11 protein-coding genes are annotated in these 18,229 nt (G+C 44.6%); 6 read left to right on the forward strand and 5 right to left on the reverse strand.

The genetic code is table 11. The features are described 5' to 3' along the window. Positions 1-11: 11 nt before the first annotated feature. Positions 12-2,384: a prolyl oligopeptidase family serine peptidase gene (locus Q0L00_RS06535; RefSeq protein WP_297336067.1), complete on the forward strand. Its 2,373-nt coding sequence runs from the start codon at positions 12-14 to the stop codon at positions 2,382-2,384. Continuing rightward, complete coding sequence (gene ggt / locus Q0L00_RS06540; RefSeq protein WP_297336068.1) at positions 2,377-4,089, forward strand: gamma-glutamyltransferase; 1,713 nt, start codon at positions 2,377-2,379, stop codon at positions 4,087-4,089. Before Q0L00_RS06535 ends, ggt begins: the two co-directional genes overlap by 8 nt. Before the next feature lie 39 nt (positions 4,090-4,128). Here the strand turns inward: ggt and Q0L00_RS06545 are convergent, their stop codons facing one another. Both Q0L00_RS06545 and Q0L00_RS06550 read right to left on the reverse strand, forming a co-directional pair. Beyond that, positions 4,129-5,625 carry a calcineurin-like phosphoesterase family protein gene (locus tag Q0L00_RS06545; RefSeq protein WP_297336069.1) on the reverse strand — a complete coding sequence of 499 codons (1,497 nt, stop codon included), beginning with the start codon at positions 5,623-5,625 and terminating at the stop codon, positions 4,129-4,131. An 11-nt stretch (positions 5,626-5,636) separates the two neighbouring features. Further along, complete coding sequence (locus tag Q0L00_RS06550) at positions 5,637-6,656, reverse strand: alkaline phosphatase D family protein (protein ID WP_297336070.1); 1,020 nt, start codon at positions 6,654-6,656, stop codon at positions 5,637-5,639. 238 nt (positions 6,657-6,894) lie between these two features. Here Q0L00_RS06550 and Q0L00_RS06555 point away from each other — a divergent pair, with 238 nt between their 5' ends. Both Q0L00_RS06555 and Q0L00_RS06560 read left to right on the forward strand, forming a co-directional pair. After that, on the forward strand, positions 6,895-7,956 hold the full coding sequence (locus Q0L00_RS06555; RefSeq protein ID WP_297336071.1) for an alpha/beta hydrolase: 1,062 nt from the start codon (positions 6,895-6,897) through the stop codon (positions 7,954-7,956). A 3-nt stretch (positions 7,957-7,959) separates the two neighbouring features. Continuing rightward, on the forward strand, positions 7,960-9,564 hold the full coding sequence (locus Q0L00_RS06560; RefSeq protein WP_297336072.1) for a membrane dipeptidase: 1,605 nt from the start codon (positions 7,960-7,962) through the stop codon (positions 9,562-9,564). 13 nt (positions 9,565-9,577) lie between these two features. On the opposite strand, the gene Q0L00_RS06565 is transcribed toward Q0L00_RS06560, so the two are convergent. Continuing rightward, entirely contained in the window at positions 9,578-10,537 is a 960-nt protein-coding gene (locus tag Q0L00_RS06565; protein WP_297336073.1) for a tryptophan 2,3-dioxygenase family protein, read from the reverse strand. Between the two features lie 120 nt (positions 10,538-10,657). Between Q0L00_RS06565 and Q0L00_RS06570 the strand changes: the two genes are divergently transcribed. Then, positions 10,658-11,863 (forward strand): acyl-CoA dehydrogenase family protein, encoded by a 1,206-nt coding sequence (locus Q0L00_RS06570; protein WP_297336074.1) that lies wholly within the window; start codon positions 10,658-10,660, stop codon positions 11,861-11,863. Positions 11,864-12,109: 246 nt separating this feature from the next. Here the strand turns inward: Q0L00_RS06570 and Q0L00_RS06575 are convergent, their stop codons facing one another. Both Q0L00_RS06575 and Q0L00_RS06580 read right to left on the reverse strand, forming a co-directional pair. After that, the gene (locus Q0L00_RS06575) at positions 12,110-15,859 is read right to left on the reverse strand and encodes a T9SS type A sorting domain-containing protein (RefSeq protein WP_297336075.1); all 3,750 of its coding nucleotides are present in this window, start codon (positions 15,857-15,859) and stop codon (positions 12,110-12,112) included. Between the two features lie 25 nt (positions 15,860-15,884). Next, positions 15,885-16,976 (reverse strand): DUF1573 domain-containing protein, encoded by a 1,092-nt coding sequence (locus Q0L00_RS06580; protein ID WP_297336076.1) that lies wholly within the window; start codon positions 16,974-16,976, stop codon positions 15,885-15,887. Between the two features lie 69 nt (positions 16,977-17,045). On the opposite strand from Q0L00_RS06580, the gene trpS reads away from it, so the two are divergent. Next, positions 17,046-18,020 carry a tryptophan--tRNA ligase gene (gene trpS, locus Q0L00_RS06585; RefSeq protein WP_297336077.1) on the forward strand — a complete coding sequence of 325 codons (975 nt, stop codon included), beginning with the start codon at positions 17,046-17,048 and terminating at the stop codon, positions 18,018-18,020. Positions 18,021-18,229 lie beyond the last annotated feature (209 nt).

An 18,229-nucleotide genomic window follows, 5' to 3' on the forward strand; every position in this document is an offset into this window, starting at 1 on the left:
AAAACCAATCCATGAGAATTAAGTACACCTTACTGGCCTTTCTGCTGATTTGGTCAGTAGAATCCATTGCCCAATCTGCACTCTCGGTAGACTACATCATGCGTGACCCTAAGTGGATGGGTACTTTTCCCTCCTCGGTACGATGGAGTGATGACAGCCAAACGATTTATTTTGAATACAACTTGGAATCCGACCCCTCAGACTCCTTATACAAAATCCATCTTGATCAACCTGATCAAATACAAAAAGTCCCTTTAAGGGAAGAAAAAGCGCTCAGAAAAAGTCAGCTGCGGATTAATTCAAATAGAGAGTTAAGACTTTATGTGGAAAATAACCAAAAAATCTGGCTGGAAGATCTCTCAAAAGGAAAGACAGAGCTCATCTTGGATTGGCCCAATCGACTGAGCAATCCTAACTTTTTGGCAGATGAAAATTTTATCTCATTTGTCAGTGAGCAAAATCTCTTTGTATTGGATCGAAAAACGGGAACAGTGAGCAAAAAAACAGCGATTTCTACCGGAAACCCTCCAAACGAGGACTCAAAAAAATCCGATGAAGCCGACAAAAGTTTTGTGGAGGTTGAAAATCTCAATTTACTGGAGGTTATTAGGCGACGGCAGGAAACCCAGGAGCTTAGCCGAGCCTACAGAGAAGCGACCCAAAGCGAAACCAAGGAATTTATTTATTACACTTCAGGAAAAAATCCTTCCAATCTACAAGTATCACCCGATGCTCGATTTGCAAGTTTTACGTTTTACAGTTCTGCGAGCAATAAAAATACGAAAGTGCCAGACTATGTGGCTGCTTCCGGGTACACCGAGGACCTCAATTCCCGGCCAAAAGTGGGGACCAATCCTACCAAATCAGAAATCGGGATTTATGATTTGACTCGGGATACGGTGTATTTTGTTTCCACCAAAAATCTTCCCGGCCTGAAGGATCAGCCGGATTATCTGGCAGATTATCCCGATCGAAAACTAGAGGAGAAAGATCGAGAAGTAGCTTTGTTTGGTCCGGTGTATTCTCCTGACGGATCCAAAGCGATTATTCAGGCCCGATCCTTTGACAATAAAGACAGATGGATCGCCGAACTTGATTTACTGACAGGAGAATTGATTCCCTTGGACCGACAGCGGGATGAAGCTTGGATCGGTGGACCGGGGATTGGCTGGACTTTCTCAGGAGGGACCTTGGGTTGGCTTCCGGACAACGCACATATTTATTTTCAATCTGAGGAAAGTGGGTACTCCCATTTGTATGTATTGAATGTCGAATCCAAAGAAAAAACTGCCCTGACCCAAGGGGAATTCGAGGTTTTTGACCCTTTTATTTCCAAGGATCAAAAGTCTTGGTACCTGACAACTTCCCAAGTAGATCCAGGAGAGCGCCATTTTTACAAAATGCCTCTGATGGGTGGAAAATTGGAAAAATTGACCTCCATGTCCGGAAATAATGAGGTAAAGCTTTCCCCGGATGAGAAAAAATTAGCTATTCTTCATTCTTACAGCAACCGGCCTACCGAGCTTTTTATCAAAGCCAATAAAGTAAAAGCGGAAGAAAAGCAGTTGACCTTCGGTCAAAGCGAGGAGTTTAAATCCTACCCCTGGCGGGATCCTGAAATTATCCGGTTTGAAGCACGGGATGGAGCTAAGGTTCCTGCTCGCATTTATCAACCCGATCCCGACAAAAAGAACGGTGCGGCAGTCATCTTTGTCCACGGAGCCGGCTATCTCCAAAACGCCCACAAATGGTGGAGCAGCTATTTTAGAGAGTACATGTTTCACAATTTATTAGCTGATTTGGGTTACACAGTTTTGGATATTGACTACCGAGCCTCTGCGGGTTACGGTCGGGATTGGCGAACTGGGATTTACCGACACATGGGCGGAAAAGACCTGTCTGATCAGACAGACGGAGCCAAACACCTCATTGAAAACTATGGGGTAGACGCAGATAAAATTGGAATTTATGGCGGTAGCTATGGAGGCTTTATCACTCTAATGGCCTTATTTACAGAGCCAGAAACATTCAAATCTGGAGCAGCCCTACGATCGGTTACCGATTGGGCGCATTATAACCACGGTTACACTTCCAATATTCTCAATACACCCGAAGAAGATCCGATTGCTTACCGCCGCTCCTCTCCTATTTATTATGCGGAAGGACTTCAAGGAAACTTGTTGATCGCCCATGGGATGGTCGATGTGAATGTGCATTTTCAGGATGTCGTCCGGCTTTCTCAGCGCCTGATTGAACTTGGAAAAGACAATTGGGAAATGGCCATTTATCCGGTAGAAGATCATGGATTTGTAGAGCCCAGTTCCTGGACAGATGAATACAAGCGAATAGTAAAGCTGTTTAACACTACCCTATTAGATGAATAGAATCGTATCCACCCGAGGAATCGCACTACTGACCAGTGTTCAACTCCTCCTCTTTTCCTGTTCCCGGCCGGCAGAGGAACCCAACCACAAAAGCGGGCTGATCACTGAAAATGCCATGGTCGTTTCTGCCCGAGGTGAAGCATCTCGAATTGGCGTAGAAATCTTGAAGAAGGGAGGAAATGCCTTTGATGCGATGATGGCTACTGAGATGGCTTTGGCGGTCACCTTTCCCTTTGCTGGAAATTTGGGCGGTGGCGGTTTTGCGGTGTATCGGATGGCTGACGGGGAGATTGGCTCTTTAGATTACCGAGAGAAAGCACCCATGGCTGCCAGTAGAGATATGTACCTGGATGAAAATGGAGAAGTGATTCCCGGATTAAGTACACAGGGAGCCCTGGCTTCGGGAGTTCCCGGAACGATAGCCGGGATTTTTACTGCACAGGCAAAGTTCGGAAAACTCAGTCCTGCCGAGATTTTACAACCCGTCATTGACTTGGCACGAAATGGCTTTGTGGTCAGCCAACAACAAGAATCGAGATTGAGAGGAATCTTAGAAGTAGTCAGAGAAGTCAATGGAGAGGATACTTTTTATGGAAAAGAAAGAAGTGCTGGAGATACAATAAAAAATTTAGCTTTGGCACAGACGCTTGAGCGCATTGCACAAAACGGAAGAGATGAGTTTTATAAAGGCGAGACGGCAAAAATCCTGGTTGATCACCTCCAAAGCCTGGGTGGAATCATCACTTTGGAGGATTTGGAATCTTATCAGGCCGTTTGGAGAGAACCTGTAGTTTTTGATTATAAAGAATTACGCATCATTTCTATGGCCCCACCGAGTTCTGGAGGAATAACGATCGGACAAATCCTTAAAATGGTCGAGCCTTTTGACTTGAAAAAAATGGGGCACAATTCCTCGGAATACATCCAAGTCTTAACAGAGGCCATGCGTAGGGCTTATGCCGATCGAAATTTTTATTTGGGTGATCCTGATTTTGTTGCCATCCCAGTTCCAGAGTTACTCGACGATGAATACTTAAAATCACGCATGGAAAATTACGATCCGAATTTGGCCACCAAATCAGAGGATCTCGCCGAAGGAAAGGTTCAATTTGCAGAAAGCATGGAAACTACCCATTATTCCATCATGGACGCAGAAGGAAATGCCTTGGCGGTGACGACCACCTTAAATGGGGCCTACGGATCAAAAGTTTACTTGGATGAGTTGGGCTTTTTCATGAACAATGAAATGGATGACTTCAGCAGCAAAGCTGGCGTTCCGAATATGTTTGGCCTAATTGGTGCCGATGCCAATAGCATTGCCCCGGGAAAACGAATGTTGAGCTCCATGACCCCTACATTGGTGGAGCGGGATGGAGAGCTTTGGATGATTTTGGGTACTCCGGGTGGCTCAACCATTATCACCGCAGTGGCTCAGACCATTCTCAATGCCTACGAATTTGACATGACCATGCAGGAGGCGGTTGAGGCTCCGAGATTTCATCATCAGTGGCTCCCTGATCAGATTTTGTTTGAGGAGAAAAGTCTTGACAGTTCGGTATACCGGAGTTTAAGTTCCAAAAATTACCGAATCCATGAAGGCAGAACTCCAATCATAGGTTCAGTAGACGCAATAATGCGCTTACCTGATGGAAAACTCGAAGGCGGAGCTGATCCCCGAAGGGAAAATGAGGCAGCTGGATATTAAAAACAAGGCCTTGAATCCCCTATTCAAGGCCTATGTTTTTTAGAACTTTACTTGCTTAGAAAATACCCGACCAAATCGGTCTTTGGCTTCGAAGACCAAATTCTCGGTTTGATCTGGTTTGAAGAAAAACATGTGATCATTGAGTTGGGGTTCTACCCATTGTCTGCGGGCGGGCAATTCCGGGCCGGTGTGCAACTCCATACTCCAAGGATCCAAAGCCCGTATTTTTTCCGGTGAACCCACTTTGATCCCATTTTCATACCAGCTGAGTTCCCATGCCGGATCATAATTCCAGCAGTTGACTGAGACATAATCCTTAAAATTAGGATGATACCCTTTGTGATAAACCCTAAATTGTTCCTGTTCACTCAAGTCTGTTCCCTTGTAGGTCCATTTCAGTTCCGAACCCCTTGCTTCATAGATTGCATAGCCGCTCGGGGTCCCGTCATAGCAAATTGGCCCTGACCACCAGGCTCCACAAACGGTTCCGTGACAATGCTCGTAAACATGCCCCATGATCATATTGTCATTGAAATGGGTGTGCCCCGATAAGAGGTGGGCTTGGTATCCTTCCAACAGTCGGTAAAGATGTTCCCGATTGCTCACCGTTCCACCCAAAGTATCCCGATCAGGATAACGCTCAACGGCTCCGGTATAACTGGGAATATGCAAAGAAACCACCACGGTTTTCCCTTTTTCAACCCAAGCCAAATCCTGCTCTAGCCAAGCCAATTGTTCTTCAGAGATATAGCCAATGTATTTGGTTCCTACTCCGAGATAAAAAACATCGTCCAAGACCACATGATGAACTTCTCCACGGTTCCAGGAATAGTAGGTTGGGCCAAAATGACCGCTAAACGTTTGGGCTGTTCCCGCATCAGAGCGAACGCCAAAATCCATGTCATGATTTCCAAGAACCTGAAAAAAAGGAATTCCTGTTGCGGCAATCCCTTGATTATACTCCTTAAATAGTTCCAAACGGTCAAAAACCAGATCCCCACAGCCAATCCCAAACATATTGGGGTCATTGATTTTGGCGATGGTCTGTTGTACATCCGGAATACTGGTACTTAACAGTTGTTCGGCTTCGTAGGCGTCCTGGATCTGAGTATCGGAAAGCAGTAAGAAATGATGGTTTTCATCCGATTGGATGGTTTTGGTTAGTTCAAAGGAAATCTGCTGCTCCTCCTGGTCGGCCTGTAATCGTTCATAAAACCGGCCAGAACCATTTTGTTGACGTTGGATTTGATATCCTGAAGGAAGGGAAACAAATACAAATTGCCGATCCGAGGAGCTGAGAAGGGTGTATTCTCCATTTTGATCGGTCTGCACAACTGACCTTCCATCCGAGATGGCAACCCCAGATATACCTTTTCCTGCAGCACTTACTTTCCCCCGAACACGAATCGGTGAAAACCGGGATACCATTGCTTGCTTTTGGAAGGTAGGGTTTTCTGCTAATACAGCGCCTCCCATACCCCAAAACATCGCCGAACTGGCCCCCAATGATTTGATAAATTCTCTCCGTTTAACCATAGTTTATGCGTTTATTGATTAGAAAATGGAACCCTGAGACTGGCATAAGTTTCCGCTTCCAGCCCCTTGATATGAAAGTCAACCGAACGATTCTGCCAATCAATTTCGGCTAATCCATAATTTAGTTTTGCGATCAATTCACCGATCCGAAATCGGTTCTCTTCCTCCCCTGCCTTACTCCAAGTATGGGTCAATCCACTTGAGGTAATTTCATAGAGGCCTTCTGGAAAGCGTTCATCTTCCAATTTCATCAATTCAGCAATATGTCGATCCCCACTGAGCAGAATAGGTGTTTTTACAGCTGATGAAGCGATCAAGTCCAAGAGCCGTTCCCGTTCTTTGGGGAAATTAGCCCATTTTTCATACACATGGTCCACTGGTAAAAATTGAATTCCGGACACAATTAAATTGACCTGAGCCTGGCTGGTGTTTAATTCATTTTCCAACCATTTCCATTGCGCTTCTCCTAAAATCTGTCCCTGCTCATTGGGAAGGTAATTTCGATTTTCACGCATCAGCGTATCGCGGTGATAGCGCGCATCAAGGAGAATTACCTTCACTTGTTTATCCCCTGAACCAAACATATAAGCGGCATAAGCTCCTTCCCGCTTTCGCTCGGGGGCACTTTTGGGTACATCCAAAAAATCCATCATCAACTGTTGAGATTCTTTCTTTTTCGCATAATATTTTCCCCCATCATTGATCCCATAATCGTGATCATCCCAGATGCCAATGATGGCGGTGGAATTTCTTAATTCCTGGTATTTAGGTTGGGCTTTTTGCCGGGCATATTTTTCCCGAAGCGTATCCATAGAATGAGTATCCCCATAGATGTTATCCCCCATCCAAATCCATAGGTCGGAATTCTCCGCTAAAATCGGATCCCATAGTGGCTGGGGATCATCTTGTCTATTGCATGAACCAAAAGTGATGGTGGTGATGGATTCCCCTTTGGTGACGGATTTTTTGGAATCGCAGGAAGCCAGGCCAAGCAGGGCGACAAAAACGAAGGTGATGTTTAGCAGTTTCATGATGGGTAGTGATTTATAAGGATTCAAAAATGCACAGGGATCCTCAAATCTTCTAGACCGTGGAAAAACTTAAAGAAGAAATAACCTAAAAATCACATGGAAAAGATCGAACAAGTAATTGTGATTCAAAAGATTATTTGCAAAATTTAAGGTGTTCATGCTTAATGAAAAGCAATCGGGTTCCTACAAAGATTTTAGTGGGTGTTTTTAAGTGTTTCAACTCTTTTACTCTATTCCTATGGTCACACATTATCTCATTACCAATCGGGAAGTTACCTCCCGCAACAGCAAAAACTACATCGCAGTTAATGATCGTGAATACATGCGAAAAGATGGGGATGAGGAAGCCAGACATAACTTGCGTTATGGAACCGTTCGCTTCGATCCCAACAAAGCAAAAAAGCTAAAGGATTTTGACATCAAAATCCTTCCAGAGGTGAACGAAGATTTGCTTGCCAAATACGCAGACGATAAGGAGGTCAACAAATCGGTTTTTCCCTCCTCTCAGGTTTTTAATGAGCTCTATGAAGCCGGAGTTGCTGCTGGAGAAAAAGCCAAGGGCATGCCAATTCAGGAAGATATTCTGGTTTTTGTTCATGGGTTCAAATCCGATTTGGAAACAGCCATGCAAACCCTGGCCGAGCTGCACCGAAAATACGTAGAACCTGAAAACTCCCCTATCAAGCATCTGGTCCTGTTCACCTGGCCGGCAAAGAAAAAACTGTTGAAATACCGTTCCGACGCCTACGATGCCATGCAGTCTGGGTTTGCCTTGGCTCGTTCCATGGCTTCGCTCAGAGAGTTTTTCAAAAAGAAATTTGTGGAGGAGCGGAAGCCTCTATGCCAACAAAAAATTCATTTGATGTGCCATAGCATGGGGAATCGAGTCTTGGAAAATATGGTAAGAGGTGTGGTCGACATCGGCATGGAAATCAATTCCCTTTTCGCAGAAATCATCCTAGTGGGAGCAGATATCGATTATTATGCGCTGGAGCAACCCCATCCCCTCTATCGTTTGATTGATTTTGGAGAGCGGGTTCATGTGTATTATCACAACAAAGATCAAGCTTTGGGTGTTTCCGAGCTAACCAAAAATGCCTTCAATCGACTCGGAAGATGGGGAGCCAAAAATTCCATCAATCTTCCCGATGATATTTACCAATGCGATGTCACCCCCATCCAAGATGACAAAGGGTTGCTCCACGACACGGTTCACCATTGGTATTATACCAATTCCCCTTCAGTAGTCGAAGATATCATCCACGTGATCCAGGGTGAAGGTTCCATTTTTAGCTCATAAGCCATGCGAAGAAAATTTTCAGATTTACATTGCCACAATCACATGCGGGCCCATTTTCAGATGCAGGAGAAGGAGCGGAAATTTCGGCGCAGTGATAAGTTCAGTCCTTGGACAGTAATCGCTTCCAATCGAAGAAACTACCAAGCCGGAAAAATGGGGGCCTCCTATTCTCAAATGGATCTGGTCAAATGCTGGAATTCGAATTTGAGACTGACCTTTAATTCCCTCTACCCGCTTGAGCGGGAATTTGTCAAAGGAATGAAGCCGCAATTCGGAGAGGATAAATGGTATAAGTTTCTGATCGCATTTGCTACCTCACATAAGCTTCCATTACGGGATTTTATCCAAGTGGCTTATATGCGGATTCCGGATGCAGCAGTCGATTTTTTTCAATCTCCAGCATATGATTATTGGGAATCGCTAAACCGGGAATTGGAGTTTGTGAGCATGGATTCGGGGAAAGTAATCCACAAGAATGAAATTCATATTCCCGGGAAATTTATCGGCCGGAAAAAAGCTGAAATGCGAAGAATGCAGCAGTTTCCCAAGTCTTACCTTGCTAAAAAAGCAGCTTACAAAATTCCCGCTGATCGAAGGGAATTGGAAGCTTCGCTACTTGATGATCAGGAGATCACCATGATTTTGACCATAGAAGGTGCCCATGCTTTGGGTACGGACAGGGTAGGATCCATCGAAGAAATCTCCGATCGGATTCACTTCATCAAGACGGTCTGGAAATTTCCTGTTTTCTTTATCACGTTTGCCCATCATTTTGATAATCATCTTTGCGGCCATGCACATTCCATTCCGGATATGGGGAAAATGCTTTTGAACCAGCGAAAACGAATGAACGGGGGGTTCAACAATGATGGAAGACGTGTGATCAAAGCGCTCCTGAGTATTGACTCGAACTTTGAACGGGATTCAAGCCTAGGCTACCGAATTCTTATCGACGTCAAGCACATGAGTGCACGCTCACGCAAAGAGTTTTACAGTTTGGTCAATAAATGCCATCAAAAAGGAGATCGAATCCCCGTGATCGCTTCTCACTGTGCCTATTCGGGGATTTCCACTCTGGACAAGCATATCGAACGGGAAGATCAGGAACAAGACGACTACACCGATCCCAGCGGAAAATTCAATGCCTGGAATATCAATATGTGCGATGAGGATATCGAAATGATTGTGAAAACCAAAGGGCTTTTCGGCCTTTCTTTTGATCAGCGGATATTGGGAATCACTAAAAAAGACCTGAAAGAAAACCCAAATCGAAACGGGATTCAGCTTATTTGGGAAAACCTAGAAGCCATTATCCAAAGTCCCTATACCAATCCGAATCTCAACAACCAAGAAAAGGAACAAGTCTGGAAATGCATCACGATTGGAACGGACTTCGAAGGTCTGATCGATCCCGTGGACCCTTATCCCAGCGCTCTGGAGTTTGAATTGATGGCCAATAATTTGGTTTTCACCATCGATCAAGCACGAAAATCAGGAAACAAAAAGTACCTCAACCACCTCCAATCGCGGGAAGATGTAGCCGCGGCTGTGAATGATTTTTGTTTTGGGAATGCGGAGCGGTTTGTAATGGAAAACTACCCCAGATAATCGAAAGTAGAAATTAATCTTCCCCGAAAATCTCTTTCACTACCCAGCCCTTTCCCCACTCTTCGATTTCCTTTTCGGTCCAGAGTTCAGGGAAAAAGATCACTTTTTGAAAACGCGGAGGAAGGTATTTCTGCCAGTTAGTGCCTCCGGTAGCAGCAATATCCACCGGATCGCGCTGCAGGTAGCGAACCGCCGACTTGTAATGTGCCAATGGCCAAAACACATTGGCTTTCAAATCCAACTGCTTCATGAGCTCAGTCAACTCTTCATCCGGCTGATTGATTTCCAGGTAGCGCTGCCAGAGATTTTTTCTTCGGTAGTTTTCGATCAATTCTTTGAGCTTTTTCCCATACTTGAGCTCAAAATTTTTCAGCGTCAATGTCTTTTCTCCCGTTGCCAACTCAATGGCTCCCTGCTGCCAATACAAATGCTCAAAAAGATCATCCGAAGGAGAATGGTAGTCAAATTCGTCTCTTCGATTCAATGTGACTAAATGAAAAGCATCCGTTGCCATCAGTTCGATTTCCCGGTATTGGGCACTTTGAAAACCCGAAGACGGAAGAAGCGACATGCGAAATTTCAAGAATTGTTCTCGCTCCATGCCCTTCCACATCATGGCAAAGGAAGAAATCAAATGGTCCAGGTACATCAGAATTCGCTCCAAGCGTTGCTTGAAAAATTCTTGGGAAAGCGGCTTATGATCAGCGATTTGTTCCATTTCAGAAATAATCAGCTTGAAATACAGTTCGGTAATCTGATGATAAATAATAAAAATCTTTTCATCCTTGAAGCTGGTTTTGGGTTGCTGAAGGGAGAGCAACACATCCAAATTGATATATTCCCAATAGGTTAAATAATCTGCATAAAGCAAGCCCTCCAAATAGGAAAGCATATCTTGTCCGGAGGCTTTGAATTTCTCCTCGAGCAAATGGATTTTATCTAAAATCTGAGGATCAAATTGGTTTTCGTGCATGGGGCAACTTTTAGGAAAAAAGATAGTTTTTTAAGAAGCGATCTATTTATTTCGGGTCTAGGCGGGAAGCTTTTCTTCCCGGTAAAATTGTCTGATAGAATTCAATAAACCAAATCAACTATGGGGGCCGAGGGAATCCAAAAATCACAAAAGCAGGATACATTTGAAGGGGTGGATTTTTTAGATCTGGACGATCTTTTAACAGAGGAGCATAAATTGATCCGAACCTCGATCCGGGACTTTGTCAAGCGGGAGATTTCTCCCTACATCGAAGACTGGGCACAAAAAGCCCATTTTCCTTCCGAGATTGTCAAAAAATTCGGAGATGTGGGAGCCTTTGGTCCGCAGATCCCAGAAGAATACGGCGGAGGTGGCCTGGACTATATTGCCTATGGGTTGATTATGCAGGAGATCGAGCGGGGGGATTCCGGGATGCGATCCACGGCCTCGGTGCAAGGCTCGCTGGTGATGTATCCCATCTATAAATTCGGCTCTGAAGAGCAGCGAAAAAAATACCTTCCCAAATTGGCTTCCGGAGAAATGCTGGGCTGTTTTGGCCTAACCGAACCAGATCATGGCTCCAATCCCAGCGGGATGACCACCCATTTCAAGGACATGGGAGACCATTATTTGCTCAATGGCGCTAAAATGTGGATTTCCAATTCACCTAAAGCAGATATCGCCGTGGTTTGGGCAAAAAATGAAGCGGGCAGAATTCACGGATTGATTGTGGAACGTGGAATGGAAGGGTTTTCGACTCCAGAAACGCACAGTAAATGGTCACTTCGTGCCTCTTGCACCGGAGAATTGGTATTCGATAACGTGAAGGTTCCCAAAGAAAATCTATTGCCTGGCAAATCCGGACTCGGCGCACCCATGATGTGCTTGGATTCGGCACGTTTTGGGATTGCTTGGGGAGCAATCGGAGCGGCAATGGACTGCTATGAATCTGCCCGAAAATATGCTGCGGAGCGCATTCAATTCGACAAGCCAATCGGTGCTTTCCAGCTTACCCAGAAAAAACTGGCCGAAATGCTGACCGAAATCACCAAAGCCCAGCTTTTGGCTTGGAAAGTAGGCAAGATGATGAATGAGGGAAAAGCCAAAACCGTTCATATTTCAATGGCCAAGCGAAACAATGTAGAAATGGCTCTTACTATTGCAAGAGAAGCGAGACAAATTCATGGCGGTATGGGAATTACCGGGGAATACCCGATGATGCGACACATGATGAATTTGGAATCTGTGATCACCTATGAGGGTACGCACGATATTCATCTGCTGATTCTAGGAAATGAAATAACAGGGATTCCGGCTTTTAAATAACCGCATGCCTGAATATCAAACAAAATGCTCAGAAAATCCAACTGGGCATTTTTTATACGCTCACCGGACCAGGTCTACAGAATACAAAAGGTTGATTTACCTAATTTCAATTTCATTCCAGGCCTTTTCTTCTACCCCTCCTTGGCATGGGTGGAGAATATCCGCTTGCTCAGGTATTAGATTTTAGCGCCAACTTTTTCACTTTTACTTCGTAAACCGATTAATTGATTAAAAAAAATTCAGTTCTCACTCTACTTTACTGAACCGACCCAAATAAGCAGTACCCTTTTCATCCAGCACCCAGATCAAATATACCCCCGAACTTAAGGTTTCTACCTCTATTTCAAGCACAGCATCACCCATCGCTCTGGTAAAAAGTGATTCGGTCACCCGTTTTCCATTCATTTCAAAGACGTCAAAATAGGCAATTTTTAAGCCTAAATCGCGGGGAAGTTTCACCTTAATTTGATGATTTGCCGGATTGGGATACAGGGTCAATTCCATGACATCCAACCGGGAGATTAAGCCTGAAATGCTCACTTCAATGGCACTTAACCTTTTTTTGCAACCCACCTCATTTTCCAGTTCTACCTCATAGCTACCCATTTGATTCAATTCGAGCATTCGTTCATTTTCTCCTTCCAACAATTCCCCATTCCGATACCATTGATAGCCTTTTACCCCTTCAGGGGCAACTAATTTAGATCCATCTTGGATAATGGCACCTTCTGGAAATTGGGCAAGTTCAACTTCAAAATCATTGGATTCGCTCAAACAAGCACCCGCATAGCGAATCAAGGCTTGATAAACTCCGGGTTCCTTGGTTTCCAAAACTTTAGTGTGCTGTCCCGAAATCTTTTGCCCGTTTCTACGCCACTCGACTACTTCAAAATCTTTTTCTGAACTTACTTCAAGTCTTGCCTCATCCCCCTCACAAATCAAAGACTCCCCTTGAATTTGGATCGGATCGGATTCAAAACGCGTAACGGTGACCACTGCGGTCTTTTCGGTTCGATTGCCTGAAAAATCCTCAGCCACAACCCGGATGTCCACTTTCTTCCCAATATCGGCGCAAGTCAATTCGGTTTGGCTCAATCCAAATTCCAACTCCCCGCAATTATCCGAAAATTCCTCAATCAACAGTTCTTCTGTTAGTTCCACCTTTCCGATGCTGACATCAAAATGGACTTCCAGATTGTTGACTACCAAATTCGGGGCAAGTTTGTCTGCTATCCTCAATCCCAAGTTCCTGGTCCAGATTGCTCCGCTTTCATCCGTGAGGGTTACCTCAATGGTCTTTTCTCCTAAATCTGAACAATCAAATTGCTGCTGACTCAAAGAGACCGTCCAGTTGGGATCTTCCAATGGCCAACGCAAAAAGACCGATTCCGGAGCCAAATCCACCTTGCCATTTGAACCCAGTTCCAATAAAATCTCGGCTTTTAACTCCGGAAAATCAAATGAACTTTGCTCCACATTCAAACGCTCAGATTTCACTTGACAGCCATTACTCAATTGAATCTCGGCATAATACAATCCCTGTTGCTGGACTAAAATCGAATTCCCTTTTTCTCCCTCTATCAATTGATCATTCCGATACCAGGACAAAACCTCATACTCGAGTTCTTCTCCTAGTCTGAGCTCTACCTCTCCGCCTTCATAGAGCTCATTGAGGGCAGAAAGTGAGACTTTCTTCGACTCAAAGACATTCAGTTCAACCATTCGCTTCTTAGTGGTTGAATTTCCGGATTGATCTGTAAGCGTGATTTCTACGGTAATCGGCTCGTAGGTTCCATCGGGATTCAGGTCCGAACAGGTAATTTCAGTTTTACTCAGGTCTATACGGACCGGTGCAGTCGCCAAACAATTCTCATAAATGAATTCGGTCCGGATATAAAAATCATCAGGGGATAAGGTCGCTTTTCCGATCGTTTGATCAAAGGGAAGATTTGCATTTGTAGCTTCAAAATCCGGAGGAAGGGTGTCCAGCACCTCTACCAGCACCACTTTGGTCCAGGTATTTCCTTTTGAATCTGTGATTTTCAATTCATTTTCAGTACCCGAAAGGTCTGCACAGGTATAGGTTTCGGATCGGGAAAAAATCACTTCCCAGTCCGATTGAACCTCATTTTCCAGATAATCCTGAAGACTGGTCTCCGCCATTCCATTTTCATTCAATTCCACGCGAATGGAAGATTTGAAGAGGGGCTCGAGGGTGGTTTCTGCTCCGGTCAATTCAACCAGCACACTGACTTCATCAGGATACACCCTTCGTTCGACCGATTGAAGTTCATAGGCCTCATTCATCTGAGGAAAGACATAAACCGGAGTAAAATCCACCTTAGCAAAGGTTTTGGCTCCATCCTTTACCTTGCTTACATTGACTTCCAAATGTCCATAATGCTTTCCCCCGTCTGTAATTACCGGATTGGCACCTGCAGAATTCCAGATTTCCTCCGAATTTTCATCCGCGGTCCAAACTTTAAACGGATTATAATCCACCTTGGGAAAAGGAATAGCGCTGTAATCGCGTTTCACCCCAAAAATCCCATCGCCTGCCACGCCCACATCATAGTACAAAACTCCCTTGCCATCGCCATTTTCATCGACCACACTTCGCTCAAATAGCTCATCATGCCCACTCAAAACTGCAATCACTCCATATTCTTCCAAAAGGGGGTGAAGAACCCGCATGGGAAGTCCTGTTTGGCCTACTGACAATTCATGATTGAGCGGTACCCCATGCTCACCGGAACTATAGGCAATGTGATGATATTGGACAAAAATCAGCTGACCCGCTTCTGAAGCCGCTTTGAGGTTGGATTCCAGCCATCGATATTGGTCACTCCCCGGATGAAATCCTGACAAGTCTGTCCCTCCATTACTCGCGTATTCTGCCGCTGTATAATTTTCTTGTGTATCGGTACCCAATTCGGTCAATTCCTTACCGGAAACTTTCTCCTCGTCTGAAAAATCAGAGGCCAACTGATCCGGAGTACCATTACTGGAATCCAGGGTCAGAATCGTCACCGGCCCATAGTCCACGCGATAATAACTCTGACGATGTTTTTTGAGTGGATCTTCTTCAGGGGTTTCAAAATAAGCATGAAAGCGCATGCGCCCCACTTTGGGAGCAAACTCCCCTCGATCATTGTATCGATAGCCGCCGCTGATTCCGCCATAATTCTCCCAGTTACCCAAAGCCGGTATCAAAGGTAAACTGGTCAGCACCTGATCAAATTCTCCGGCATTGTGCCTGAAAAATTCATCCCAGGCAGGTTGATACCCCCCACCTTGAACCAAGTCGCCGGGCATGAGGATGAAGTCGGGTTTCCGGGATTTGATGATGTTTAGGTTTTCTGCATAACCTTGAGTTTCACTAAGCAAATAGTGGGGAATCTCAATTCCACTTTGGGTAGTAAATCCAAATTTCTCTTTCCATAGCGAAGGAACCGTCAACCCAAAAGGTCGAAGCAAGGGTGTGCCGGGGGCCCAAGGCCGATGCCGATCTCTACCCCGAGGTTCGGTCTCACTATCCGAAAACGCAATAAATCGTAAACTCTCCCAATCTTGATCAGGTTTGGTTTTAAAACTGGCGCTAAACTTCTCTGAACCAAGGGTAACCTCATAGCTGTAGCTTTGGCCAGCTGGCAGATCCACAAGAGCCACCCGGTAGCGATGGGTTTGCTCAGCAAAAAGCCAGGAACCTTGAGGCAAATCGGAAATCATTTGGGCTTTTTCCTGTGCGGTATAATAAATCTCAGGAATGAATTCCCCTGTCACTCCAGATTCCCAAACGACGCTTCCTTCTGCATTTTTAACTAAAATTTCACTTGGTAGATTCTGATCTGAAAACCAAGTAATCTGAATATTTCCCTGCCCATACAGCTGCAAATACGGTTTTACTCGAAAAAGACTTTCTTCTGGTACGGAATTCAGGCTCATTCCAAAAAGGAGCGGGAGGAAAATCAAAAAAAATAAATGTCTAGTGTTCATGAATGGAGCTTGAATTAACCCTAATTTACTTGATTCGAGACTTGATTACCAAGGATTGAACGGGATTTAAAGGATCATTGCTGAAAATAAAAATATTCCGCTGATCGATTCCCTTTCTTCCCTTGGGATCAAAGGTAATTTCTAAATTCATCTGCTCGCCAGGAGCCAATTCCTGTTTAGGTATCACTAAAGTTAGACATTCACAGTTTCCCTGTATTTTTTTGATTTCCAAGGTTTTCTGGCCATTATTCATCAGCGTTACCCATTCATTTTGAATTTCATTAGCCGAAATTTCTCTTAAATCAAGCTCTGGCTCACTAATTTTCAAATTGGGAATGACGCGAAGGTCACTTTTTGCAAACGGCGGGTAATATTCAAAAACATTGGCCAAGACGGCAATTTGCTGGGGAATCGAATCGCCAAAAGTCAAGGAAATCCCTTCCTCAAAGAAACCCAAGTCGCCTTTTTCAGCTCCATTGTACGAAAATTGAAGCAAGCCCCGGGAATGTTGGGGAACCGAATCCTGCACTAGTCGTAGATCGATGTAATCTGGAGCATAAAACCTCAGGCTGTCTTGAATTAGGGGATCCTCACCGAAATTGAAAAATTCCACCTCCTTGATTTTGGGTTCATGAGTAAACACTTCCCCCATATTGACCTTTTCCAACCTAAAACCTAAATCCCCCTTTCGCACCGGATAATCCAAGTCCGGATTTTGGGGAGTAGGGATGGAAACCCCTTCGATGTAGAGCGTATCTTGGGTGCCTTGCAGGTTCCCTTTAACCACCACCAGTTTGGAGAAATAACCCGCCGTCGTACTGGGGTTAAATGACACGGAAACCGTTCCTTCTTCTCCTACATTTACGCTGTCCTGGGTGTAGTCCACCGTGGTGCAACCGCAATCAGTCCAAACTCGCTCTAGGACAAAGACCGAATCCTGGGTGTGGGTAAATCGAAAGGTAGCTACCTGAGGACCGTTTTCTTCAAATACAGTTCCCAGATTCACTTTATTGACTTCCCAAACCAACTTGGAGACCGGAAGCTCCTGGGCACTAATGACTTGGGAGAAGAAACAACCTAGAATTAAGAAGAAGAATGATTGGGTGCGGGTATTCATACTGCAAATAACGGATAAATCCAGACGAATTATAGGCTGATTTACTTAATTTGCGCCAAAATTAGAGCAATGGCAAGAGTACTTACAGGTATCCAAAGTAGTGGAAGACCCCATTTGGGAAATATCCTCGGAGCGATCGTCCCTGCTATCCAACTGGCTAAAGAAAATACCGAAGAATCCTATATTTTTATTGCGGATTTTCATTCGCTTACCAGTTCCAAGGACGGAGTTTTGCGCAAAGAAAACACCCTTGCGGTAGCCGCGGCTTGGTTGGCTTTTGGACTGGATATCGAAAAAACAGTTTTTTACCGCCAATCCCGAAGGCCAGAGGTCGCGGAATTGACCTGGTATTTGAACTGCTTTACGCCATTTCCCATGCTGGCCAATGCCCATAGTTTCAAAGATAAGTCCGAACGATTAGCCGATGTGAATGCAGGCCTTTTTACCTATCCTGTCCTGATGGCTGCGGATATTTTGTTGTATTCGGCAGACTTGGTTCCTGTAGGAAAAGATCAAATGCAGCACCTGGAAATGACCCGGGATATTGCAACTGCTTTTAACCGAATCGTGGAAGAGGAAATTTTGACAATTCCTGAGGCCAGAATTTCCGAGTCGGTAAAAACCATTCCCGGAACGGATGGTCAGAAAATGAGTAAATCCTATGGAAACTACATTGATATTTTCCTGCCGGAGAAGCAACTCAAAAAAAACATCAACCGCATCATCACCGATAGCACCGCATTGGAGGATCCCAAAGACCCAGACACCTGTAATGTATTCAAGCTTTATAGCCTAATCGCTGAAGAAAGCCAAACGGCCCAACTCCGGGAAAAATACTTGGGTGGAAATTACGGGTATGGTCATGCCAAAAAGGAATTTTATGAATTGATTTTAGACAAGTATGCCCAAGAGCGGAAAGCCTTTGATTTTTACATGGCTCATCCGGATGAAATTGAGGTAAAGTTGGCTGCGGGAGAAGAAAAGGCCAAAACCGAAGGCGAGAAAATTTTGAATCGGGTGAGGGAAAAGTTGGGGTTTCGATAAGGGTAAATTTCTTATTCGGTTACCTTCTGAAAGTATCTTAATATCCGCATTAAGAATTATCCCTTTTCAACTTCATCAAGAAACCAATTCGGTGGAGTGTTTGACCACCAAAATGTACTGAAGGCACGAAACAAATAATCGCTTCGAAAAACCCCACGTTTCTTAGATGCAAACCGTGAGATAGTCTTTAAATGCTCAGGTTCCTCATA

Origin of the sequence: Algoriphagus sp. (genome assembly GCF_024305035.1) — a bacterium.
Taxonomy (GTDB): domain Bacteria; phylum Bacteroidota; class Bacteroidia; order Cytophagales; family Cyclobacteriaceae; genus Algoriphagus.